This window comes from Shewanella oncorhynchi (genome assembly GCF_012584455.1).
In the GTDB taxonomy this organism is placed as follows: domain Bacteria; phylum Pseudomonadota; class Gammaproteobacteria; order Enterobacterales; family Shewanellaceae; genus Shewanella; species Shewanella oncorhynchi.
Map to the genome: position 1 here is coordinate 266,533 of NZ_JABAEB010000007.1, position 23,714 is coordinate 290,246.

Annotated in this window: 24 protein-coding genes; 16 read left to right on the plus strand and 8 right to left on the minus strand. The window is 45.8% G+C overall.

What is annotated here, in order from left to right:
- Positions 1-69: 69 nt before the first annotated feature.
- The 3 genes from HGO26_RS13515 to HGO26_RS13525 form a co-directional block, all read right to left on the minus strand.
- Entirely contained in the window at positions 70-987 is a 918-nt protein-coding gene (locus HGO26_RS13515; protein ID WP_168825747.1) for a pseudouridine synthase, read from the minus strand.
- A 53-nt stretch (positions 988-1,040) separates the two neighbouring features.
- A complete protein-coding gene (locus HGO26_RS13520; protein WP_168825749.1) occupies positions 1,041-1,616 on the minus strand; it encodes an LON peptidase substrate-binding domain-containing protein in 576 nt (191 codons plus the stop codon).
- A 197-nt stretch (positions 1,617-1,813) separates the two neighbouring features.
- Entirely contained in the window at positions 1,814-2,869 is a 1,056-nt protein-coding gene (locus HGO26_RS13525; RefSeq protein ID WP_168825751.1) for an alpha/beta hydrolase, read from the minus strand.
- 347 nt (positions 2,870-3,216) lie between these two features.
- Here HGO26_RS13525 and HGO26_RS13530 point away from each other — a divergent pair, with 347 nt between their 5' ends.
- The 4 genes from HGO26_RS13530 (at position 3,217) to HGO26_RS13545 (ending at position 8,149) form a co-directional block, all read left to right on the plus strand.
- Entirely contained in the window at positions 3,217-5,610 is a 2,394-nt protein-coding gene (locus HGO26_RS13530; protein ID WP_168825753.1) for a TonB-dependent receptor plug domain-containing protein, read from the plus strand.
- A gap of 178 nt (positions 5,611-5,788) precedes the next feature.
- The gene (locus HGO26_RS13535) at positions 5,789-6,250 is read left to right on the plus strand and encodes a NanQ anomerase/TabA/YiaL family protein (protein ID WP_168825755.1); all 462 of its coding nucleotides are present in this window, start codon (positions 5,789-5,791) and stop codon (positions 6,248-6,250) included.
- Positions 6,251-6,393: 143 nt separating this feature from the next.
- The gene (locus HGO26_RS13540; RefSeq protein WP_168825757.1) at positions 6,394-7,314 is read left to right on the plus strand and encodes a manganese-dependent inorganic pyrophosphatase; all 921 of its coding nucleotides are present in this window, start codon (positions 6,394-6,396) and stop codon (positions 7,312-7,314) included.
- Between the two features lie 220 nt (positions 7,315-7,534).
- Positions 7,535-8,149: a DedA family protein gene (locus HGO26_RS13545; protein WP_168825759.1), complete on the plus strand. Its 615-nt coding sequence runs from the start codon at positions 7,535-7,537 to the stop codon at positions 8,147-8,149.
- Between the two features lie 12 nt (positions 8,150-8,161).
- Here the strand turns inward: HGO26_RS13545 and HGO26_RS13550 are convergent, their stop codons facing one another.
- The 5 genes from HGO26_RS13550 to HGO26_RS13570 all read right to left on the minus strand — a co-directional run bounded on the left by HGO26_RS13550 (position 8,162) and on the right by HGO26_RS13570 (position 12,361).
- The gene (locus HGO26_RS13550) at positions 8,162-8,386 is read right to left on the minus strand and encodes a DUF6500 family protein (protein ID WP_168825761.1); all 225 of its coding nucleotides are present in this window, start codon (positions 8,384-8,386) and stop codon (positions 8,162-8,164) included.
- A gap of 96 nt (positions 8,387-8,482) precedes the next feature.
- Positions 8,483-9,943 (minus strand): thioesterase, encoded by a 1,461-nt coding sequence (locus HGO26_RS13555; protein WP_168825763.1) that lies wholly within the window; start codon positions 9,941-9,943, stop codon positions 8,483-8,485.
- 141 nt (positions 9,944-10,084) lie between these two features.
- The gene (locus HGO26_RS13560; RefSeq protein WP_168825765.1) at positions 10,085-11,125 is read right to left on the minus strand and encodes an MJ1255/VC2487 family glycosyltransferase; all 1,041 of its coding nucleotides are present in this window, start codon (positions 11,123-11,125) and stop codon (positions 10,085-10,087) included.
- 70 nt (positions 11,126-11,195) lie between these two features.
- Positions 11,196-11,708 carry a phosphatase PAP2 family protein gene (locus HGO26_RS13565; protein ID WP_168825767.1) on the minus strand — a complete coding sequence of 171 codons (513 nt, stop codon included), beginning with the start codon at positions 11,706-11,708 and terminating at the stop codon, positions 11,196-11,198.
- A 404-nt stretch (positions 11,709-12,112) separates the two neighbouring features.
- Complete coding sequence (locus HGO26_RS13570; RefSeq protein WP_168825768.1) at positions 12,113-12,361, minus strand: YgjV family protein; 249 nt, start codon at positions 12,359-12,361, stop codon at positions 12,113-12,115.
- 324 nt (positions 12,362-12,685) lie between these two features.
- On the opposite strand from HGO26_RS13570, the gene rraA reads away from it, so the two are divergent.
- The 12 genes from rraA to hemB all read left to right on the plus strand — a co-directional run bounded on the left by rraA (position 12,686) and on the right by hemB (position 23,457).
- Positions 12,686-13,171, plus strand: a complete 486-nt coding sequence (rraA, locus tag HGO26_RS13575) for a ribonuclease E activity regulator RraA (protein ID WP_105251214.1) — start codon at positions 12,686-12,688, stop codon at positions 13,169-13,171.
- A gap of 129 nt (positions 13,172-13,300) precedes the next feature.
- Positions 13,301-14,365, plus strand: coding sequence for a formimidoylglutamase (locus HGO26_RS13580; protein ID WP_168825770.1), 1,065 nt, complete (start codon positions 13,301-13,303; stop codon positions 14,363-14,365).
- 245 nt (positions 14,366-14,610) lie between these two features.
- Positions 14,611-15,366 carry a bifunctional demethylmenaquinone methyltransferase/2-methoxy-6-polyprenyl-1,4-benzoquinol methylase UbiE gene (gene ubiE, locus HGO26_RS13585; protein ID WP_006083326.1) on the plus strand — a complete coding sequence of 252 codons (756 nt, stop codon included), beginning with the start codon at positions 14,611-14,613 and terminating at the stop codon, positions 15,364-15,366.
- Complete coding sequence (locus HGO26_RS13590) at positions 15,366-15,986, plus strand: ubiquinone biosynthesis accessory factor UbiJ (RefSeq protein WP_168825772.1); 621 nt, start codon at positions 15,366-15,368, stop codon at positions 15,984-15,986. The genes ubiE and HGO26_RS13590 overlap by 1 nt, the downstream gene beginning before the upstream one ends.
- Entirely contained in the window at positions 15,983-17,632 is a 1,650-nt protein-coding gene (gene ubiB / locus HGO26_RS13595; RefSeq protein ID WP_168825774.1) for a ubiquinone biosynthesis regulatory protein kinase UbiB, read from the plus strand. The genes HGO26_RS13590 and ubiB overlap by 4 nt, the downstream gene beginning before the upstream one ends.
- Before the next feature lie 59 nt (positions 17,633-17,691).
- On the plus strand, positions 17,692-17,931 hold the full coding sequence (tatA, locus tag HGO26_RS13600) for a Sec-independent protein translocase subunit TatA (protein ID WP_006083329.1): 240 nt from the start codon (positions 17,692-17,694) through the stop codon (positions 17,929-17,931).
- 6 nt (positions 17,932-17,937) lie between these two features.
- A complete protein-coding gene (tatB, locus tag HGO26_RS13605; protein ID WP_168825776.1) occupies positions 17,938-18,426 on the plus strand; it encodes a Sec-independent protein translocase protein TatB in 489 nt (162 codons plus the stop codon).
- Positions 18,427-18,429: 3 nt separating this feature from the next.
- Entirely contained in the window at positions 18,430-19,182 is a 753-nt protein-coding gene (gene tatC / locus HGO26_RS13610; RefSeq protein ID WP_168825778.1) for a twin-arginine translocase subunit TatC, read from the plus strand.
- Positions 19,183-19,227: 45 nt separating this feature from the next.
- Positions 19,228-19,758 (plus strand): hypothetical protein, encoded by a 531-nt coding sequence (locus HGO26_RS13615; RefSeq protein ID WP_168825780.1) that lies wholly within the window; start codon positions 19,228-19,230, stop codon positions 19,756-19,758.
- A complete protein-coding gene (locus HGO26_RS13620) occupies positions 19,758-20,561 on the plus strand; it encodes a TatD family hydrolase (protein WP_168825782.1) in 804 nt (267 codons plus the stop codon). The genes HGO26_RS13615 and HGO26_RS13620 overlap by 1 nt, the downstream gene beginning before the upstream one ends.
- Positions 20,554-22,440, plus strand: coding sequence for a sensor domain-containing diguanylate cyclase (locus HGO26_RS13625; protein WP_168825784.1), 1,887 nt, complete (start codon positions 20,554-20,556; stop codon positions 22,438-22,440). The genes HGO26_RS13620 and HGO26_RS13625 overlap by 8 nt, the downstream gene beginning before the upstream one ends.
- A 9-nt stretch (positions 22,441-22,449) precedes the next feature.
- Complete coding sequence (gene hemB, locus HGO26_RS13630) at positions 22,450-23,457, plus strand: porphobilinogen synthase (RefSeq protein WP_168825786.1); 1,008 nt, start codon at positions 22,450-22,452, stop codon at positions 23,455-23,457.
- The last annotated feature ends 257 nt before the right edge of the window (positions 23,458-23,714 follow it).

Genomic DNA, 23,714 nt, shown 5'->3' on the forward strand with positions numbered 1-23,714 from the left:
ACAGGGCCAAGCACACAATTGCACCCGATTATTTCCTTTAAACAGACTGGAAATAATGCTTTCCGCTGACTAAAACTCAAAACCTTGACATTGCATGTCGTGGTGCATCCCGCTCACTGGGTCAATAAAACGTAACCGCTGTGCCATCAACTTAAGAGGCGTCGCAAAGTTATCCGGCCCTTTGGGTAATAAGCTTGGATAAAATCTGTCGTTTAACAATGGCATACCTAAGCTTTGCATATGCACACGAAGTTGGTGAGTTTTACCGGTAATCGGGCTCAAATGAAATAAACCGACATCGCCTTTTATGGCCACCAAACTGATTTCGGAATGGGTATTCGCCTCGCCTTCCACGATTTTCATGGTAAAACTCGGGTCGCTCGGCTGCATGCGGTTTGTTACCGTCCAATGCAGGGGCAAAGTTAAGCAGCCTTTTTGATGTTGTTCAATAATCTCAGATGTCAGCTTGGCAATCGCTTGATAGTCTTTACGAATAGCATCGTCAATAAAGAGTTGATGATAGAGCGCGCGGGTTTCAGGCGCGACCGTCATCAGGAGCACTCCAGCGGTTTCACGATCAAGCCTATGAGCGGGCGCGATAGTATCAATGCCAGTACGCAATCTTAGTCTATGCACCAGACATTCGTTCACATAGTTGCCGCTTGGCGTCACAGGCAAAAAGTGCGGCTTGTAGGCCAAAATAACGTTGTCATCTTGGAATAGGATCTGTTCTTCGAAGGGGATTTTCGCTTCCACCGGCACTTCACGGTAGTAATACACCCGCGCCGCAGGGCGATATTCAGTGTCCAATGCGATCAAACTGCCATCCCGCCAATGCACTTTTCCATCGAGGATCCGCTGACGCCATACATCTTCACCTATACGGGCAAAATGTTGTGCGAGAAAGGCAAACACTGTGGGTTTATCTGTGACATTCACAGGAAGCACTATGTAAGAAGGTTGGGCGGCGCGGGCAGATGCAGTCATATCACAAAAAAAGCGGCTATAGAAAGCCGCTATTCTAGCCTTTTTGTGGTTTTTCAGTCCACATGGGACTTGATGAGTTGCAGCACGAAGTCCAAGGTCTTATGGCAATCTGGCTGATTCACTAACACTAATTTATCTTTGTTATACATAGGCAAAACCTCGAGCCAGCGTTGGCTCACCCAAGCGGCGTCTTCCAAATGCACTTGAGAATAGAGCTCAAACAGATCGGGATTCACTTCATAAAATTGCTCTAATGCGGCGCTTATAAACTCAAATTCACCTTTAATCGGCTCTTCTTGCCAGTTACGGCAAGGTAAAGTACGCGCCATCCACAGCTTATCTTTGGCCTGCGCCGCCGAGAGGATGCTGACGCGTTGACGGCCTTCGAGCACTATGCTGAGTGAATCATCTTCTAGCTGATTAAAATCGATAATGTCACATTGGGTGGCAGTGGGATAACAGGGCGGACTACCACTGGGTCTAATGGTGGCAAAGGCGAGCACATACTTTCCCTTGAATACATCGGCCACCATGCGCAGATGACCGGGGTCAACCACACGAACCTCCACCCGTCCCTGTGGCAGTAACAAGGCATCGCGCATGAGTAACGCCATTTCTCGTGTTTGCATAGCAACCTCCTGCCCCAAATAGAAGGAAACGAACTCAATGCATTCGTATTTCCTATTATTGTAGAGTGTAGCAGGTGAAAGAATTTCCTTCCTGAAGCCGCTGACCGCACAAAGAAATTTCCGCCCCTGCTATTTTGAATCAGGGCATTTCAACCACGTCATGTCAAACCCAGTTTTCGAGACCAAATCACTTCAACCTAGAAGTGCTCTAGCCGATCCAGCACATTTCCCCTCGCAACAACCGAGGCAAACTCCTCGGCAAGACGTTCACTCAAAGCCACAGACGTACGCCAATATTGCATCCGCTGCGCAGTGTCCAGTTGCTTAAAATCTTCACGGTCGGGGATTTTGCCAAAGGGCAATGAAGCGACAAATTCGGCCGATGGCGCCAACACTAGCGCATTGTGATAATTAGCGCGACCTTGGCGCCACTTCAAGGATTTATCGAACCATCCTGGGCTGATGGTCGGATAAAAATGCGGATACAACGTCAGCCCCTTAGCACGGGATAAAGGCAAATCAAAATGATAGTCGGTAATGCCGCCATCGTAATACTGCCCATCGGCAACGCCTTCAATTTGGGACACAGGGGCCAGCAACAAAGGAATCGACCCCGTTGCTAACATCACAGCATCGACATTAGCCTCAGTTAATTCGACCTGCTGACTGGGTAAATCGTTGAGTTGCAAAAATGGAGATGCTGCAGCTTGTTGGCTAAAGACCACACGCTCAAAATGCCAACCTAAACTCCGACGGCTCACTAAGTTGGTCGCCGCCGTCATCGCCAGCCCCGCCGCAAGCGGAAGCTTTGCCGTTAAACGATTTAAATGTTTAGCTCGGCACACGACGAAATGACTGTGAATATGAGCGTTATTAACGATTTCCCTGCCACCGTTTGCCCCTAAAATGCCCTGCACTACGCCTTTAACTTGCGCACTGACTTCCTGCGGTGTTGGCATACTGTCGTAACGCTGACCAATATAAAAATCCTCTAAGCGGCCATAGGCTATGAGGGGATCTTGCTGCGCCAAACACGCTAAACGCCAAGCCCCAGAGGAAGCGCCTAATGTATATAAAGGCGTTTGCCTGTCTTTGAAAAATTCAGCAAACAAATACTTATCTAGCCCTGCGATACCAAGCCACTTAGGTCCACCAGAGGCGGCAAGCAACTGGGTAAAATGCTCAGCTTTAAGGCCTTGTTCTACCAAGGTGTTAAATGCAGTTGGTCCTGCAAGAAATCGTAACGCTGACAATTCTATGTACCTTAAAACCAATGCCATTAGAGCAAAATAAAATAGTAAACCACGAAGGTATACGTCAATAAACAATTCATATCATCGACTTAACTCAGTCGCAATGTGCATGCGACAACGTGTATTGTGCCGTACAAAGCCTCAAAAGCACGCAGGTCGATAGTGAGGTTTTCATCAATATATTCAACTGCATTTTAAATATTATTTAGAACACTAGGCTCTGAGTTAGCATATTTACGTCTTAATGTAACAATTGTTACAGTGATAACCTTCTCGGCATCAGATTGTTATTTTATCTGCACACCTAAGTTCGAGTATTGGGTCACAAACATCATTGAGAGGTTTTTATGCGTCTAGCCGTTATCGCATTGGCAGTGTCATCCACATTGGTTATTCCAGCAGTCCAAGCCGCAGAGCAACAAACCGGCTTCGAAAAAATCGAGATCATAGGCTCACGCATAGCACTACGCACGGCAACTGACAGTGTTGCGCCGGTCGATATCATTACTGCCGAACAACTCGAATCAACAGGTATGACCGAAACCGCTAAAGCGCTGCAATTTGCGGCGCCAAGCTATAGCTTTCCATTCTCCTCGGTGACTGACGGTTCAGATGCGGTGCGCCCAGCGAGCTTACGCGGCCTGTCGCCAGACCACACCTTAGTACTCGTAAATGGCAAGCGTCGCCATGGTTCTGCTCTAGTACATTTAAGCGGCACCATGGGAAAAGGCTCCTCTAACGTCGATTTAAATGCTATTCCAATGACAGCGATAAAACGCATTGAAATTCTCCGAGATGGTGCCTCGGCACAATACGGTTCAGATGCGATTGCTGGCGTGATTAACGTGGTACTCAAGGACAGCGATCAAGGGGGAAGCGTCTCGGCGCAAGCCGGACAAACCTACCAAGGTGACGGTGAGCAATGGCGTGTAGGCGTTAACCATGGGATCAGTTTAAGCAATGATGGCTTTGTGAATATCGCCCTAGAAGCGCATCACAAAGACAGCACAAACCGCGCAGGATTGGACCCTCGTCAACAGTATGAAAAATTACCCGATGGCTCAGCCGATCCCCGCGAAGCCACATTTAACCGTAAGAGCCACCACGTTGGTGATGCCGAATATGATAATATCGGTTTATTTATCAATGCGGCTCAGCCTATATCTACCGACGGAAAACTGTATGCCTTTGGTGGTATTAGCCAACGTGAAACTAAATCGGGTGCTTTTTACCGTTTAGCTCTCGATGCCCGTAACTTACCCGAAGTGTATCCCGACGGTTTTTTACCGCAAATTAACCCCAAAATTATCGATTCATCTCTTACCCTAGGCTATGAATTCAACCTGAGTGACTGGGATATTGATACCTCAGTGGGATATGGTAAAAATTCATTTAACTATAATATCGTCAATACCTTAAATGCTTCCTTAGGCCCAGAAACTCCTACCGAGTTCGACGCAGGAACGCTATCGACCCGTGAAGCCAATATCAATTTAGATATTTCCCGTTATTTTGCCTTTATAAACGATTCTGAAATTCTGTTTGCGACCGGTGTTTCATGGCGCCAAAACGGCTATGAAATTGAAGCCGGAGAAGAAGATTCGTATATCAATGGTGGCTATAATGGCAAAGCGGCAGGTAGCCAAGGCTTCACCGGTTTTACCCCTGAGTCTGAGGTTGATGAAACGCGCGATAACACAGGCATTTATGCCGAACTTGAAAACCAATTAACCAACGAGTTTTACTGGGCGGCAGCGCTACGCTACGAAAACTACTCTGACTTTGGCGGCAACACGAGCTGGAAACTCGCGGGTCGTTACGATTTTACCGACAACTTAGCCCTGCGTGGCACTATCAATACAGGCTTTAGAGCGCCGAGCGTACAACAGCTGTACTTCAGTAATATCTCGACGTTATTTAATCCCGATCCAGTGACGGGGCAACTGGTTCCTATTGAATCAGGTACTTTCAACACCTTATCACCAGTGACAAAGGCGCTTGGGATTAACGAGCTAGAACCTGAAATATCTCAATCATTTAGTCTCGGTCTTGTTTATACCAATAACACTGGTCTAGCGGTAACGCTCGACACTTACCAAATAGAGATTGATGACCGCATCATTTTATCTGGCGCTCTAAGACCCGCTGATAGCCCCGCAGTTGCGGCCGCACTAGCAGGAACCAATGCTGATTCAGCACGCTTCTTCGTCAATGCCGTCGATAGCCGAACTCGTGGGGTCGATCTTGTTGTTAGCCAAGACTTTGATATTGGCACTTGGGGCGATTTACGGGCGAACTTAGCCTATGCCTATAATAAAACCGAGATCCAAGACATCAATCTGCCGTCTATTTTAGGCGGATTAGACAAGAAACTCTTTGATAGTATAGAAAGAACCCGCATGACGTCTGCCACGCCGCATAACACGGGTAGCATTGGGCTGACCCATGAACTCGGGGATTTTAAAACCAATATCCGCTTAAACTACTTTGGTGACTACAGTGAAGGTTATTCAACGGGGGATGTGAACTATAGCGATCAGTGGGTGATGGATCTGTCGGTAAGATACGCTGCCACCAATGCGCTAAGCTTTACGGCTGGGGTGCAAAATTTGTTTGATGTGTATCCAGAAAAACGACCTGATAACAATAACTTCAATGGAATCTTTGTATACCCATTAACCAATACCCCCTTTGGCTTTAATGGTGGTTACTACTTTTTAGAAGCCAAATACACTTACTAAACTCGGTTTAGCTAAGTTTAGTCATACTTGATGTAGAAACAGGTCATTCAATGGCCTGTTTTTTTATGCCGACATGTTTAGACCTGCTTCCAATCGACAAAGCTTATGTCCTAACTGTGATGATCAGATTATAATCTTTACCATTCGCCCATTTCACTTCCGCCATGTCGAGTAGCCGATGATCGTCGATACCTTAAAAAACCGCCATATTTATCAATCCTTAAGCCCTCGGCTTGCGACTGCATTAGAACATCTAGCGACGACCGACTTTAGTCAGCTACCCGTAGGCAATTATCCCCTCGATGGCGACAATATTTTTGTGATAGTAAATGACTATCAAACCAAGCATAAGTCGACAGAACCCTTTGAAGTTCATCAAAAATATATCGATGTGCAATATGTTTTCAGCGGTGAAGAAGAGTTTGGTTACTTGCCACTAGCGGAGCAAACACCCTCGAAACCCTATTTTGAAAAATACGATTACGCCGAGTTTGATTACGAGGCAAACCAAGCCAATGCCTCTTATATCAAACTCAAAGCAGGCATGTTTGCGTTATTTTTCCCCGGTGACATGCATATGCCCGGCACAGGCGATATCGCCACGGCGGTGCGTAAAGTCGTGATAAAAGTGAAGATCTAAACCTTAAGCCATCTTTGCCGAACCTGAGCGTTCGATTTTTAGAGAAATAGCAACTGAAGAGCGCAGTGATATGCGCTTTGGCTATTTCCGATTAAAGCCAAATATTGCTAAAATTGTCACAAATTTAAAGGAGAGTCCCTGAAATGCCCATTTACGTTGTCGGTCACAAGATCCCCGATTCAGATTCAATCTGCGGTGCTATCGCGTTAGCCTATTTAAAAAACCAAATCGGTGAAGAAGCCATTGCCGCACGTTTAGGTGAATTGTCACCCGAAACTGCTTTTATTTTGGAACGTTTCGGCTTCGAAGCACCGGAATACAAAACCAGCTACGCTGGCGAGCAAGTGTATATCGTTGACCATTCAGAACTGACTCAAGCACCGGATGATATCGCCCAAGCGACTATCGTCGGGATTGTTGATCACCACAAGTTAGGCGATCTCACCACAGATACCCCGTTAGAATGCTGGATCCGCCCAGTGGGTTGCAGCAACACAGTGATCAAGATGATGTTCGACTTTTACCAAGTCGCTATCCCTAAAAATATCGCTGGCATCATGATGTGCGCCATTTTGAGCGATACAGTGATTTTCAAATCACCGACTTGTACCACTGCAGACATTCGCTGCGTTGAAGCATTAGCTGAGATCGCCGGCGTTGAAGATTTCAAAGAACTGGGCATGGAAATGTTCAAAGTGAAATCCGCCGTCCAAGGCACGCCAGCACGTGACTTAGTAATGCGCGACTTTAAAGACTTCAACATGAACGGTAACTTGATCGGTATCGGCCAGTTAGAAGTGATCGACCTGTCAGTATTTGACGATATAAAGGCCGAGTTAGAAGCCGATATCAAAGCACTGAAAGTGGAAGGTAATCGCCACAGCGTTTTATTACTGCTGACTGACATCATGAAAGAAGGTTCAGAGTTGTTGATTGTGTCTGACGATGCGCAGCTGACCCAACGTGCCTACGGTAAAGATACCGTCGATGGCAAAGTGTGGTTAGACGGCGTATTAAGCCGTAAAAAACAAGTCGTTCCACAGCTACAAGCTGCATTCGCCTAGACATTATATCGTCGCCGAATCGCAACAGTAATAGCGTATTAAGGCCGAACTCAGTTCGGCCTTTTATATTTTTAAGACAAAATTGATATCCTCAGTGCCTTAGCCCTGCTAATCACTGCAAATGAAAACGGGCATGAAACTTTGCTCATAAATCTATCCAATCAGAGAAGTTGGCGAGTATGATGGCCCAATCATTCCATTGATTTGATCACTTTCATCTATGCCAGAAGCGCTACAACATATCATCACCGAACTCACGCCTTGGCTGCAGCAATATGGTTATGTTCTGCTATTTGTCGCGATTGCTGTCGAGGGTTTTGGCATTCCGGCGCCTGGGCAATCCTTATTAATTGTCGCCAGTTTATTAGCCGCTACAGGGCAAATGTCACTGTCATTGGTATTAATCGTCGCAGCTTGCGCTGCACTCTGCGGTAACAGTTTGGGATATTTCATCGGTTGGCGCTTTGGTGATGTGTTGCTTAAGAAGGGCTGGATAAAACCGCAATTGGAAGACAAAATCCATGGCGTTATTGGTCAATATGGCATCGCCGCTTTAGTGCTGAGTCGTTTTGTTGAGGGATTAAAACAATTTATGTTTATCGGCTGCGGTCTCGCTAAACTGCCACTAAAACAATTTGTGATTGGCAATGCTCTCGCCACCAGCATTTGGGTGGCACTCTTTGGATTAGGCCCAGTGTTAATCCGCGATGAAATCGCTCCCATGCTGGCGTTTTACCACCAGCATAAATACCCCACATGGGCTATGGTCAGCCTGATACTCGCCGTGCTAATCACTTTTACTTGGCGCAGGTGGCAAACCAAAAATCCGCAGTAACAGCTTTGGAGTCTATTCTTCCGATTCCTTTTGGATCATCTCTATCACTTTATGAGCCTTAACAAAATGGTCTAAGCGATGAGTCTGAATCCACCAAGTCGCCGCTTCCATAAGCAACTCTGGATCATCATTTTTGTTCGCAAAGAAGGCGTAAAATGAGAGGCCGACATTATCGCCTTTAGTCTCAATTTTTTTATGACAAACCGTGATGATTTTTGCTCTTAACTCAGCTCTCATATTGACTCATAATGTTTATGCACCAGCTTATTATCTATTTTCAATGACATACAACACTAGATGTATCATCTATTACTTACTCCATACAGCTACCGATCACTTTATGCCTTCAGTTTCAACCTTAGGTTGAGGTTCTGCACCGTCATTTGGCTTAGCCTCAAGCTTTGATTCCGGCGCTTTAATTGGCGCGGGTGGCGCCTCAGTCGCAGCAGACTTATCTTGTTCCTGTAATACGTTTGGCTCCTGCAATGGTGCATTAACCTTAGGTGTCGGTGAGCTTTGCTCTTCAGGTAAAGGCTCGACAATAATCACAGGCTCTTGTGGCACAGGCGTTTCACCTTCGGTAGATGTTGCAGCTTCTGACTCTGGCGCTAAGGTGCCGAGATCTTGGTTCGCAGGGCTTTCCACCGCATGTTTAGGTAATTGATTTCGATATAAATCAATCATACGCATCACCTCAGACAAGGCTTTACCATGCTCAGGAGTGAGAATGCCATTGTGCCCAGAGACGATTTCGTCCGACACGGCCAGTACCCATACGGCTTGCATATTGGCATCGGGGCAGGTTTGCACGGTACGACGAGCCTGCAGGCGAGCACGAATTTTCCAGCCTGATTGAGGCAGCGTCATCATACAGCCAGGGATTTGATCGTGCGCCATCAAGGCCGAGGGCATCTTCATTGGCGTGGTGCAATTGCCACCAGAGCATTTGTCGATATCGTGAGTAATAGCCCAAGAGTTCCCGACAGCGCGCTCGCCGTCCTTGATGTAATTGAAGGCTTCTTTCACTGCAAAATCCCCCTTCGATTGCAACACCACCATACTCGGTTTTTGTCTATCTAAGCTCACCAACGTATCTAATGGCTGATACTCTTTAGCAGGTACGGCAGGATTTAACAGTAAGAATAAATTAGGATTATCCTGCTGATTATCAATGGCGGCTTTGATGCGATCTTTACTCGCATGCAAAACAACAGCACCGCCAAGACTATGGCCAATCACAGTGTACCGCAGCAGTTTATGCTGTGTTACTAAGCTATCAAGCTTATCCAGCAGCTGTGATAGACCTAACTGCCCGATACGTTTAGCAACCCGTTTACGCTGTAAAATAGTGGGAAAATCTAAGGGTTCAATCCAACTTTTTGCATCATCTGAGCCATCGATCCAAAAAGGATCATATTTATCGCCCCGCCAGCCAACATACAAACCCAACAAGTTACGCTGGGTATCGGACGCGGCCATTTGCTGATAAAACTGCTCAAAGGCAATAAAGTTTTCATCCTTAGGCTCGGCGCTATGATGCCAGCCATGAACAAAAATCAATAATTCAGGGATCTGTGCAGGCTCTGGATGTAAAATTCGCGTCTCTAAACCTTGCCATTGCCTTTCGTCGTGGGGCTGACCTTTATCATTAAACTCAATCACATGAAAATTTTGCTTAGCGATATCAGGGCCGGGGATGTGGTAAGCCTGATCTGGAATAAAAGGAAGTAGGATGCAAAGTAATAACAACATTAAAAACAGTAACTTGTACTGAGTAAACTTTTTCAGGCTCATTTATAACAACATAATTAACGGCCAGGCTAGGCCAAAATAGACGTGCTGAAAGGGACTAACAGCAAAATTGACGAAATTATACGCTAACGCCATTAACCCAGCTAGTGCCTAAGTTGCTTTTCATCTGAACAGCAATGCTGTTTAACGCCAAGTATCGGGAAGCGTGACTTGGCTCCATAACTCTTGGCACAGCGGCTGACTATTGTGCCAGTCGCCGCCGTTAATCCATTTAACCAGCGTATCCCCCACCTTTGGATATGCAATTGGATTAGGTGATGCCGTTTTAAGCCAGCGCTTAACTATGTTCACATCAAGACTCATCATGCTATCTGCGGCCGCTAAAAGTTGTAACGCCGCCACGTTCGATAACTGCTCAAACTGGCCAATCAGTGGTTTGACTAAGAGTTTTTTACCTAAGGTTAATGCTTCGCTGGCAAGCTCAAAGCCCGCATTGCCTATCACACCACCGCAGCTGGCAAGATGTTGCTTAAACCCCTCACGATTAAAACCGTGCCATTTAATGTGCTCAGCAACTTGGCCTTTAGGTTGTTGGCTGTGATATACCAAAAACTGATAATCACTAAAATGAGACAGAAAATGAGCAATCATATCCGCATCTTCAAAAGGCAAATAAACTAAAATCTGATGCGTGTGTTCGAATGGGCTGGCATCCACTTCGACAAAAGGCGGCAAAATAGGGAAGCCAAAATGATGCCAATGACACCCCAGCGCCACATCCACTGGTGCAAAATAATTGAGCAGCATCTCATTAAACCAAGTGCTACCGAGTTTTGGCACCGGATGAGTTAACGCCGCCTGATGGCTAATCCCAATGGATGGCACGCCTTGGCGCCGCGCAGCCCAAGCCGACACAGGTTCAAAGTCGTTGAGTACTAAATCATAGCAACTGAGATCTAAGGCTTTAATATCTTTAAATAACGACAAGGACAAATTTTGTCGGACAGTTTGTGGCACATTCACGCGCCCGGAGTGCGTCGCAAACGTCATTCCCGCTTGAACGCGATAATCACCAAAGCACTCCATATCGAAAAACTGATCAGGCTTACGCCCCGAAAATAGAAAGTCCACTTCAATATCTTTTTTCATCAATGCTTTAGCCATGACGCGTGCACGACTTAAGTGGCCATTCCCTGTGCCTTGAACTCCGTAGAGTATTCGCATTACGTATCCTTAAACTGATGAGTGAAGGAGAATTCCCACTAATGAAATGATTAACAGGCGCATATTTGAATTAAATCACTGGATGAACCAGCAATACCGACCCAATCCCCAATGAGGCTCCCGCCAGAATATCTAAGGGATAATGCACGCCAAGTGCAATACGTGAGCCCCCTATGCTAAAAGCCCATAAATACGCCACAGGAGCCGCCGCTGGATAGATTTGCGCCACACTCGTTGCCATCACAAAGGCCGCAGCTGTATGACCAGACGGTAAGCTGAAGCGATCCGATGGTTCAAAACCATTCTCAAATCCCACTAATGCATGGCATGGCCGTGTGCGACGAATACTATTTTTCAATAGTAAATACAGCGGTAACTCAACCAAAAAACTCGCTAACATCAAATTAAATAGAGCCTGTCCTTGAGCGTGCGTCAGCATCAAACCCACGGACAAATATAAATACACATGCCCATCGCCACTCGCTGATACCCGCTTTGCATGGGCATATAAACCATGGTGCTGGGTGAAGCTCACGATATAGCAAAACATTCGCTTATCTAAGTCTGCAACGTAACTCAACATAAAACAGGCTCCTTGCTGGCATACCAGCGAGTTTTACTGTGATGTTAATCTGTGCATTCTCTCGACGACGCTTAGAGTGCTTAGTCTGAAACCGACCAACTCACCAAGGCTCTATTCACGATTGAATTCGTTATTGACTGCTCACGGCTATGCTAATAGTTAAACCTAAACCACATTAGCTAAAGCACTATTAGATAGCTTGAGACTAAGAAAGACCTGTGACGGCTAAGTGACATCTGCTCGAAGGTTTTATGACAAGAAGCATGGCTGAGGTTTTGATCTAGAAGGATTCTAGGGACGTTATGCTGGGGTTAAGGGATTTATTTAGGAATAGCGATAGGACTGAGACAGGATATTGTGTTGCTCTAAACGTTAATCTCAAGAGCAACACAATCCAATAAAACTTAGGCTGCGACGGGAGTATTTGCCTTAGCACGGTAAATTTTTGTCAAATGGTAAATATTAATACAAGCAACAAACGCATTCATGCCGGCCACAGGCCAAGCAGAAATAAACACCCCATAAACCACAAACAGAGTGCATCCTACAAAATTCAACCATCGCAACCAAATGATATTCTTCATCATTAGAGAGATCGCCACCATTATAGAGGCAAAATAACCAATAATTTCAATCGTATTTACAGCTTCCATAGGCACCTCTCGAAGGCCCTCTACCGTCCATAAGCGTAACGGGGGGTCCATGCCCCTAAAGCAAATTAAGTTAAGTAAGTTAATTTAAACTTGGGATATAATACCAAAGCGCGCAACAGAGTTGTAATAAAAAACCGTTATTTAATGACCAATATCAAGTTTTACCGAATAAATTCTATAGTGTGACGAAAATTTACTACAGATGTGTTAACAGCCAAGTGGCAACAATACCGTGATTGATAACACTTTTCTTTTCAATAATCCCTTTTATACTGGCGTAAACTCGCTAAACTGTACGCAACGCGGATCAATAGGAGTGTAAATATGGAATACAACACCTCAGAACTATGTGACATGTACTTAGATGTCGTAGATGTAGTCGAGCCCATGTTCAGTAACTACGGTGGTTGTAGCTCTTTTGGCGGTTCTATTAGCACCATCAAGTGCTTTGAAGACAACGGCCTAATTACCGAAGTCCTACAAGAGGATGGCCAAGGTAAAGTCTTACTCATTGATGGCGGTGGCTCATTACGCCGTGCGCTGATCGATGGCGCTATCGCAGAACTTGCGGTTAGCAACAACTGGGAAGGCATTATCGTTTACGGTTCTGTACGCGATGTGGATGCATTGGAAGAATTAGACATTGGTATTCAAGCCCTTGCCTCTATTCCAGTGGGTGCTGATGGCAATTCAGTAGGCGAAGTGGAAATTCCAGTCAATTTTGGCGGTGTGACTTTCTTACCCGGTGATCACATTTATGCTGATAACACAGGTGTGATTTTATCACCTGAACCACTCGACATTGAGTAATCTCACTCTTCAGTCAAGAAAGCCAGCTAAGCTGGCTTTTTTATTCACTATTTTCAGCGTTTCCCCATTGAATCCTCGCCCTACTCTGGCCACAATAGCTCGACTCTGGCCGAATAAGAATATCAATCTATGCCTGAATTTATTCCTTTTACCCATACCGATATCGCCTCACTCGTCAGCACAAGAACTGGCGAAACTAAGCTAGGCCAATGCGTCCATCTGGCCAATCACGAACACACGTTAGAGACCATACTCGCCACTGCAAAAGCCCACGGTGCAAGCTTTGCCATTATCGGCGTTGGCGAAGATATAGGCCCACGTGCCAATTTAGGCCGCGGCGGTGCAACCGATGCGTTCACAACCAGTATGCGCCAATGGCTCAATTTACAATCGAATCGTTTTCTTTCTGGCGCCGAATGCCTAGTGTTAGGCCAAGTGAACACCGCCGATCTGCAGCAACAAACTACGAGCAATACAACAGATAACACTAACGTCACCCTAGATGAATTACGTGATGCGGTGGAGCAACTCGATGAGCGCGTGATCCGCATCGTCAGTGCGATTTTAAAGGCGGGTTTAGAACCCATACTCATCGGCGGCGGCCACAACAATGCCTATGGTTTGTTGATGGCAACCTACGGCCACTACCAACGCCAAGTCGCCGCGGTGAATCTCGATCCTCACTCGGATTTTCGTTTGCTTGAAGGCCGTCACAGCGGCAATGGTTTTAGTTATGCAGCCGATCGCGGCGCCTTAGGTTGCTACCATGTACTGGGTTTACACGAGTTAAAAAACAGCGAAGCAAACCTAAGCCAACTCAGCGAATTTGGGGGAACTTGGCATAGCTTGCAACAAATTTGGGTTCGCCGTGAAATCAGCCTTAACCAAGCTTTACTTGAAATCGCCGCCAAACTAAATGACACAGGTTTACCCGTAGGATTAGAACTTGACGTCGATGCTATCGCTAAAATGCCCAGTAGCGCTTCAACCGCTGCAGGTGTGCCATTGCTCGATGCGGCGCATTATGTCAGCTATATCGCCCGCCACTGCCCATGCACATATTTGCATTTAGCCGAGGCTGCACCAAGTTGCCACGAAGCTGGGATTGAAGCCGGATTTAGGGATGTTGGCCAAAGCCTAAGCGAGCTTATCTACGCTTATGTGCAGGCTCGTATGCAATTTTTGGCACAATGAATATCACCAGTTGCACCCAACTGGGCGCTAAGCTATTCACCAAATCCTGATATTGTGGTCTAATGCCAGTCCATTTTACGTGGTCGCTAAGCACTTAATCCTACGACTGTTCAGGAGTGCCTCAAGCTAAGGCACTGCAGTTAGTTTACTAGCTCGATCACAGAGTGATAGATCAAAGATTCAGCAAATGCAGGCGATGGCTTACACTCGCAACTAATACATTGCAAAACAATAGGAACACATTGATGTCTGAGGGCGAATCTAAAAGTACCCACTTTGGTTACAAAACCGTAGAGGCCGATAAAAAGGCTGAACTCGTTGCCGGCGTGTTTCATTCTGTTGCCGCTAAGTACGACATAATGAACGATGTGATGTCCTTCGGCATTCACCGTTTTTGGAAACGTTACACCATTGAAGTCTCTGGCGCCCGCCCTGGCATGAAAGTGCTCGATTTGGCCGGCGGTACAGGTGACTTAACCGCAAAATTCTCTCACTTAGTGGGTGATAAAGGTGAAGTGGTTTTAGCTGACATTAACGATTCCATGTTAAAAGTCGGGCGCACTAAGTTGCGCGACAAGGGCATAGTCAACAATGTCAGTTATGTGCAAGCCAACGCCGAAGCACTGCCGTTTCCCGATAACCACTTCGACATCATTACCATCGCCTTTGGTCTGCGTAACGTGACCGATAAAGATGCGGCGCTGCGTTCAATGAATCGCGTGCTTAAGCCCGGTGGCAAGTTATTAGTGCTAGAGTTCTCTAAGCCTCAGCATGAAATTATGCGTAAAGTGTATGATTTATATAGCTTCAAAGTCTTACCTAAGATGGGTGAACTCATCACTAAAGATGCCGACAGCTACGAGTATCTGGCTGAATCGATCCGCATGCACCCAGATCAAGACACATTAAAACAAATGATGGTTGATGCAGGCTTTGAACAAGTCGACTACACCAACATGACCGACGGCATTGTCGCATTGCACCGTGGTTATAAATTCTAATGATGCCGCAAGAAGTTGTGCTGCTTGCCTGCGCCGCAATTGAAACGGGTCTGAAAAAACTTCAGGCCCAAGCGGGCGACGATTATTCGCGCCAGCGCCAGTTGCATGGCAAAGTGTTTCGTATCCAATTATCACAGCTCAGCTGGCCATTCTATTTAGTGTTTGCCAAAGAGATCCAAGTACTGAGCCGCTATGAAGGCGATGTCGATGTCAGTCTACATGCCGATGCGACGACGCTTTACCGCGTGTCCGAAGGCGCCAACCTAACTGAACTAATCAAGCAAGATAAACTCAAGCTTGAGGGCGATCTCAATTTATTACAAAGCTTTAGCCAATATCTACGCGGTATCGAATTTGACTTTGCCGAGCCAATATCCCGTTATTTAGGTGATGGTCCCACTCACAAACTCATCTGTTCTAGTCATCAGGCAAAAGACTTTGCACTCGAAGTGTTGCGTAAAACCCGCTCCCACTTAGGGCAACTCGCAGTTGAAGAGTATCGCCTCGCACCGCACCCAATTGAGTTAATGCACTTTCGCGATCAAATGGATGATTTAGTTGCCGATACTCGCGCGATTGAACAACGGATTGCCCAATTAAGAGACCAAATTAAGCCATGACCTTTGCCAGTATCCGCCGCGGTTACCACGTCATCAAGACCTTACTTCAGTACGGGTTAGATGACGTATTGCCGCCAAAGATGACACCTTGGTACTTTAAACTCGCCCGTAATAGTCTGTTCTGGATCCGCAATAAGCATAAAAATAAGCCCGGTGGCGAACGCTTAAAATTGGCGATGCAGGAACTCGGCCCCGTTTATATTAAGCTTGGGCAAATGCTCTCAACCCGCCGCGATTTACTCAGCGATGAATGGGCCAGTGAATTGGCCATGCTACAGGACAAAGTGCCGCCCTTTGATGGTGCACTTGCCCGCCAAGCGATTGAAGCTGAGCTAAAAGCGCCGATTGAATCGCTATTCGATGACTTTAATGAAACGCCACTGGCCTCAGCCTCTATTTCTCAGGTGCATACCGCGACCTTAAAATCTAACGGCAAAGACGTCGTACTTAAGGTGCTACGCCCGAATGTAGAAGCCAAGATTCAAGCCGATCTGCAGTTGATGTCGCAAACTGCCAAACTGATTGAATACCTCCTCGGTGAAGGTAACCGCCTGCGCCCTGCTGAAGTGATCGAAGATTACCGCGTGACCATTTTAGGCGAGTTAAACCTTAAGCTCGAAGCCTTAAACGCAGTCAAGCTACGCAACAACTTCCTCAACTCAGATGCGCTCTATGTGCCTTATGTGTATGAAGAGTTTTGCTATCCACGCCTGATGGTGATGGAACGTATTTACGGTATTTCTGTCTCGGATATTGCCGCCCTTAAAGCGCAAGGTACCAACTTTAAGTTATTGGCCGAGCGGGGTGTTAAACTATTTTTTACCCAAGTATTCCGCGATAACTTTTTCCACGCCGACATGCATCCGGGCAATATCTTTATTTCCCGCGATCATCCTGAGAACCCATACTACATTGGGCTCGACTGCGGCATCATGGGCACACTCAACGAAGTCGATAAGCGCTATCTCGCCGAAAATTTTCTCGCCTTCTTTAATCGCGATTATCACAGAATCGCCCAGCTCTATATTGAGTCTGGCTGGGTATCGGAAAAAACCGATCTACAAGCTTTCGAACAGGCCATCAAAGTGGTGTGTGAACCTATGTTCAACAAGCCGCTCGACGAGATCTCCTTTGGTCATGTGTTACTGGAATTATTCCGCACTGCGCGCCACTTCGATATCGTGGTGCAACCGCAATTGGTATTGTTGGAAAAAACCTTACTCTACATCGAAGGCTTAGGCCGTCAGCTGTATCCGCAGTTGGATTTATGGCAAACCGCCAAACCCTTTTTAGAGCAGTGGATGGCCGACCAAGTCGGTCCTAAAGCTATGTTTAAAAAGGTATCCACAAAACTGCCATATTGGGCTGATAAACTACCTGAATTCCCTGAACTAATTTACGATAATCTTAAGTTAGGCAGGAAATTGCTGAGTTCTCAGCAACAAATGCTAGATAAGTATTTGAAATATCAGCAGCAGGCACACAAGAGTAACTACTTGCTTATCACTTCTGCCGTTTTATTGATCTGTGGCACGTTATTGATTAATAGAGACGCTACACTATGGACCCCTTATGTTTGTCTAATTTCAGGCATGATATTGTGGTTTGTAGGATGGCGATCTAGGCCAAAGAATCGCAAATTTTAGCTAGCACTAATTAATCAGAGGTTCATAATAGAACCGATATCAATTAAGAGGATACCTTCATGGGTGGTATTAGTATTTGGCAACTGCTTATCGTTGCGTTAATCGTTGTCTTGTTGTTTGGAACTAAGAAATTACGCTCTTTGGGTGGTGATTTAGGTGGTGCGGTGAAAGGCTTCAAAAACGCCATGTCTTCAGAAGAAGACAAAAAGGCATTAGAAGACACCGAAGCGGCTAAAACAGCGCAAACAACTCAACAGGCGACTGAAAAGAAACCTGAGTCTAACAAAGAACAGGCGTAACTCTTTATGTTTGACGGTATCGGCTTTATGGAGCTGCTGCTGATCGGTGTTTTGGGGCTAGTGGTTCTTGGCCCCGAACGACTACCGGTTGCGGTGCGTTCGGTAACGAGTTGGATCCGTGCGATGAAACGCATGGCGAACTCGGTAAAAGAAGAACTTGAGCAGGAGCTGAAGATCGAGCAGTTGCATGCCGATCTTAAAAAAGCCGAGAGCAAAGGTTTATCTAACCTCTCACCTGAACTCAAAGAGTCTATTGAGCAACTAAAGCAAGCGGCACAGTCAGTGAACCGCCCTTATCAAGTTCAGGATCCGTCAAAAGACACCCCTGAGCCTGAGAATCAAATTCACACTCCTGCTCAAGTGAATCCAGTTCAAGCTAGCCAAACTAATCCAACAGCCACTGTAGAGGCGAGTCAAACATCGGCTTCTCCCGCTACTTCAAGTGAGCCATCTCAGGGCGTGGATACCAGTTCTAACCCGAAAGCCAACGGATAATTCATGTCGCAACAGCAGCCACTTATCAGCCATTTGCTTGAACTTAGGTCCAAGCTGCTAAAATCCATTGCCAGTGTGTTATTAGTGTTCATTTGTAGTGTGTACTGGGCAAATGATATCTACCACTACATGGCAATACCTTTAATGCAATCTTTGCCTCTTGGTGGCAGCATGATTGCGACGGATGTCGCTGCACCATTTTTTGCACCTTTCAAACTAACCCTCGTTTTATCATTTTTTGTGGCAGTGCCCTACGTGTTATTTCAAATTTGGTCCTTTGTGGCACCGGGTTTATATAAACATGAAAAACGCTTAGTGATGCCACTGCTATTCAGCAGTACCTTATTGTTTTATCTCGGTATTGCATTTGCTTATTATCTTGTATTCCCTGTTGTTTTTGGTTTTTTTGCTAACAATGCACCAGAGGGAGTTCAAGTTGCGACAGATATTACCAGTTACCTTAACTTCATTCTGAAGCTATTCTTTGCCTTCGGTCTATCCTTTGAAATCCCCATTGCCGTTGTTTTACTCTGCTGGTCAGGTGTCACGACACCTGAAGATCTCAAGCAAAAACGTCCTTACATCATAGTGGGCGCCTTTGTCGTCGGCATGCTGTTAACCCCACCAGATGTGATTTCCCAGACTATGCTTGCTGTACCAATGCTGTTATTGTTCGAAGGCGGTTTATTAGCGGCTCGTTTCTACAGTAAACCAGATGACGAGTCAGACGAAGAGACTGAACAAACAAACGACTAACGTCCTCGAAGGCGTTAGGGGAATAATATAATAAGGAACATTCTCATGCGCTTAACTCTTATCACGGCAGCGATCATGCTTGTATCTGTCCAAGCAAATGCCAGCATTGAACAGCAGTTAACCCAATGTGCAGCAACCGCCGATAAACTCGACCGCTTGATTTGCTATGACAAGCTAGCAGAAAGCGTAAAAGGCATGACACCTAACACCATTAGCACTCAAGCGATACCGGCTACAGTAGCAACAGTTGCAGCCCCTACTACTGCAGCTGCGATAGTGGCAACCGCCCCCCAAACGCCAGCGGCAAAAATTGCCGATGACTTTGGGATGGAAGCCAAGCGTGCTCAAGAAAATACTGTCGATAAGATTTATTTAGAGATTCAATCTATAGCTGAAGATGCTTACGGAGCCATTAAAGTGACTTTCACTAACGGTCAGGTATGGAAACAAACTGATGGCCGTAAGTACAATGTTAAGCAAGGTGAAACTGTCTATATTGAAAAAGCCGCTTTAGGTTCTTTTTTAATGGGTACCGATGATCGCAATGCCAAGGTTCGGGTAAAACGCCTAAAATAATGCCCTCATACATAGATATCGCTGTCAATTTACTTGGCAGCGCACTCGAACAAGATACTGTATCGATAATACAAGCAGCGGCGGACCAAGGGGTTTCGCCGTTAATTGTTATTGGCAGCGATTTAACTGAAAGTGCGGCAGCCATTGCTGTATGCGAGCAATATCCGAATCAACTTTACTGCACTGCTGGTGTGCATCCCCACCATGCCAGTGGTTGGCATGATGGCTCAAACGCTCGACAAGCTGAACTCTGCCACGCACCGCAAGTGGTTGCCGTTGGCGAATGTGGTTTAGACTACAATCGTGATTTCTCCCCGAGACCTATCCAGCGCCAAGCTTTTATTGCGCAACTGGAATTGGCGATTGAACTTCAAATGCCCGTACTGATGCACGAACGCGATGCCCACGAAGACTTTATCGCAATCCTGCGTGAATATCGCCCCCAGCTTAATGGTGCGCTTTTACATTGTTTCACAGGCACTCACGCACAGATGGAAGCCTATATTGACCTAGATTTACACTTAGGCATAACAGGTTGGGTCTGCGATGAAAGACGCGGCCAAGAACTAGCGCAACTCGTTCCCTTTATTCCGCAGAATCGCATTTTAATCGAGACAGATAGCCCTTACCTACTCCCCCGCAGTATGCGGCCCAAGCCTAAATCGAGCAAAAACAAGCCCGAATACCTTCCTTATATCGCAAATTATATTGCAAACCTACGCGGAGAAAATGCGGATGAGTTTGCAAAACGTTGCTACCAAAATAGCTTAGCGTTTTTTAATTTGGATCGAGTCCATGCTTAACAAAAACATGCCACTCATATTCTTGCTGTGGCTATTTATATGCCCCACACAGGCCTTGGCAACCCTATTGAGCATTGACGAGTCAACCACGACGCCTTTAAACCTTACGCCTTGGTTAATGGTCAGCCACCCTACACCTGCAAAAGAACTGGCCGAAATACAAGCTTTGCCAAAAACTGATTGGCATAACTTTACCAATAAAGACATTCAAAAACTCAGCGGCCATGATTTTTGGCTCAGTTTCAGCTTAACCAGCCCTGACGAAACACTTTCTCGCATTTTAGCGCTAGATAACCCTTTGTTAGACAAGGTAACTATCTACCATTTAGTCAATAATAAACTCATGAATACTGTGCTGATGGGTGATATATTCCCCTATGAGGATCGACCATTCTTGAGCAATATTTTCCTATATCCTTTCAAGATCAACACAGATGACTCCCATACTTTCTATCTGCATATTCAAACTGAAGGTAGCGCTGCAGTACCATTAAACCTATGGTCTTCTAATGACTTAGCTCAAATTGCCGAATCTACCGCCGTTGAGCATGGATTCCAACTCGGTGTACTTGCCGCAATTGGCATTTTTAGTCTTTTTATCGCCATAGCATCGGGCTCATTCAGCTACAGCTATTACTCTGGCTATGTACTTAGCATGACCTTACTCGTTGCCACGATTAACGGTTTTGCCTTCCGATTCCTCTGGCCAGACTGGCCGCTATTACAGCAAGTTATGGTGCCGTTTTTACTGCCAATCGTTATGGCATTTGCGTTAATGTTTACTGAAAAAATATTACAGCTCAAATATTTAAACCGCCGTATGTTACTCACTTGTCGCTATAGTGCCGTGTATATTCTCTGTGTGGGACTTGCCACACCTTTCATCCAATATGGTACAGCGTTATATATTGAGATCATTTCAGTTGCAGTGCTCAGCCTAGTCCTGATGGTCTTTGCCATTACTCAAGCTATCAATGGCCATAAACTGGCACGTATGTACACTATTGGCTGGGTGAGTATGCTGACAGGCGCTTGCATCAGTAGCTTGTTATATCTCAGCGTGATTGACCTCAATTTAAAACCGCAAACCCCTGTCATGCTCGGCCTGACATTTGAAATCATCTTTATGTCTTTGGTACTTGCCATTCGTTATAACGATGAGCGTAAAGCTAAACTGCGTATCCAGCAAGAAGCCTTGAAACAAGCACAGAAAATTCGTAGTGCGCGGGAAGAAGCCCTAAAAGCGGAAGCCGAGAGCAATGAGAAACTCGAACAAATGGTGCAAGAGCGTACTTTAGAACTGGAAATCACCCTCAGAGAATTGCATGAGGTGAATCAAAAGCTCACAGAACAAAGCACTATCGACAGTTTAACTGGGGTCAAAAACCGCAGTGCCTTTGATAAACGTTTAATCGCTGAAAGCCGGATCAGTCGCAGGCAAGAAACACCCATAGCACTGTTAATGCTTGATATTGATCGTTTCAAGCTGATCAATGACAGATTCGGTCATCTTGCAGGCGATCAAGCATTACGTACAATAGCTCAAACATTACAGCACCATTTAAAACGGCCAACGGATCTAGTGTCACGTTTTGGGGGGGAGGAATTTGCTATCATCCTTCCTAATACAACTGCAGAAGGTGCTCTCCAAGTTGCTGAAACAATAAGAGACGCTGTTGCCTCTATTCATTTTGAATGGGAAGGTGAAGCGATACCTTTGACTATCAGTATCGGAGTCAGTGCCGATATAGTGACCCACGATCAACACAGTACTAAATTACTAGAACAAGCAGATAAAGCCCTCTACCAAGCAAAAAACGGTGGGCGTAATCAAGTCAGCTTGTATTTGTCGGATCAAGCAAGACCAGTACCTAATTAGGAGTCAAATGTGAATATCATTACCAGTGCCTTCCCTCAGCGTAGAATGCGCCGCATGCGTAAACATGATTTTAGCCGTCGCCTCATGGCCGAAAATCATCTAACGGTCAATGACTTGATTTACCCAATGTTTATTCTAGAAGGCACTAATCGCAGTGAAAAAATAGCCTCTATGCCCGGTGTTGAACGCTACTCGATAGACTTGCTACTGAAAGAAGCTGAAGAACTGGTTGAGTTAGGTATCCCATTGATCGCACTTTTCCCTGTGACACCTGCAGAGAAAAAAACATTAATGGCAGAAGAAGCCTATAACACAGATGCCCTAGTGCAACGTGCAGTGCGCGAGCTAAAAAAAGCCTTTCCACAGCTCGGTATCATGACTGACGTGGCACTAGATCCTTTCACCACTCACGGTCAAGACGGCATCATAGACGAAACGGGTTATATCCTTAACGATATCACCACCGAGATTTTAGTGAAGCAAGCGCTGTCACACGCCGATGCTGGAGCCGACATCATTGCACCATCGGACATGATGGATGGCCGTATTGGCGCTATTCGCCAAGCATTAGAAGCGGCAGGGCACGTCAACACTCAAATAATGGCTTACTCGGCAAAATACTCTTCAAACTACTATGGTCCATTCCGTGATGCCGTAGGCTCAGCGGGTAACCTCAAAGGTGGCAATAAGCATAGCTATCAAATGGATCCAGCGAACAGTGACGAAGCTTTGCATGAAGTCGCACTAGATATCCAAGAAGGAGCCGATATGGTGATGGTTAAGCCAGGTATGCCGTATTTAGATATAGTGCATCGCGTTAAAACTGAACTTGCAGTGCCAACATTCGCCTATCAAGTCAGTGGTGAATACGCCATGCATATGGCAGCAATCCAGAATGGATGGTTAGCCGAAAAGGCCATCGTCATGGAATCCCTACTTTGCTTTAAACGCGCAGGCGCAGACGGTATTTTAACTTACTTTGCTAAACGTGCTGCCCAGTGGCTTAAAGAAGCTTAAGTAACCTAATGCGAAAGTAACACCTCAAAGCAGCCTTCTGGCTGCTTTTTTTATCGATTAATAGTGAAAAATGTGGAAGCAAAGCTTGTGTATTGAGGGGAAGAAAAGACTCGCCAACAAAGCTAATAGCAATACTTACAGTCGGCAGCATTGCTATTAGTGCAAAGAATGTTCAGATTACAGACGCAAAAAAGCCAGCTTATTCAGCTGGCTTGGTTACATCTCAATGAGATAATTAGGCGCTTGGCGATGACCTA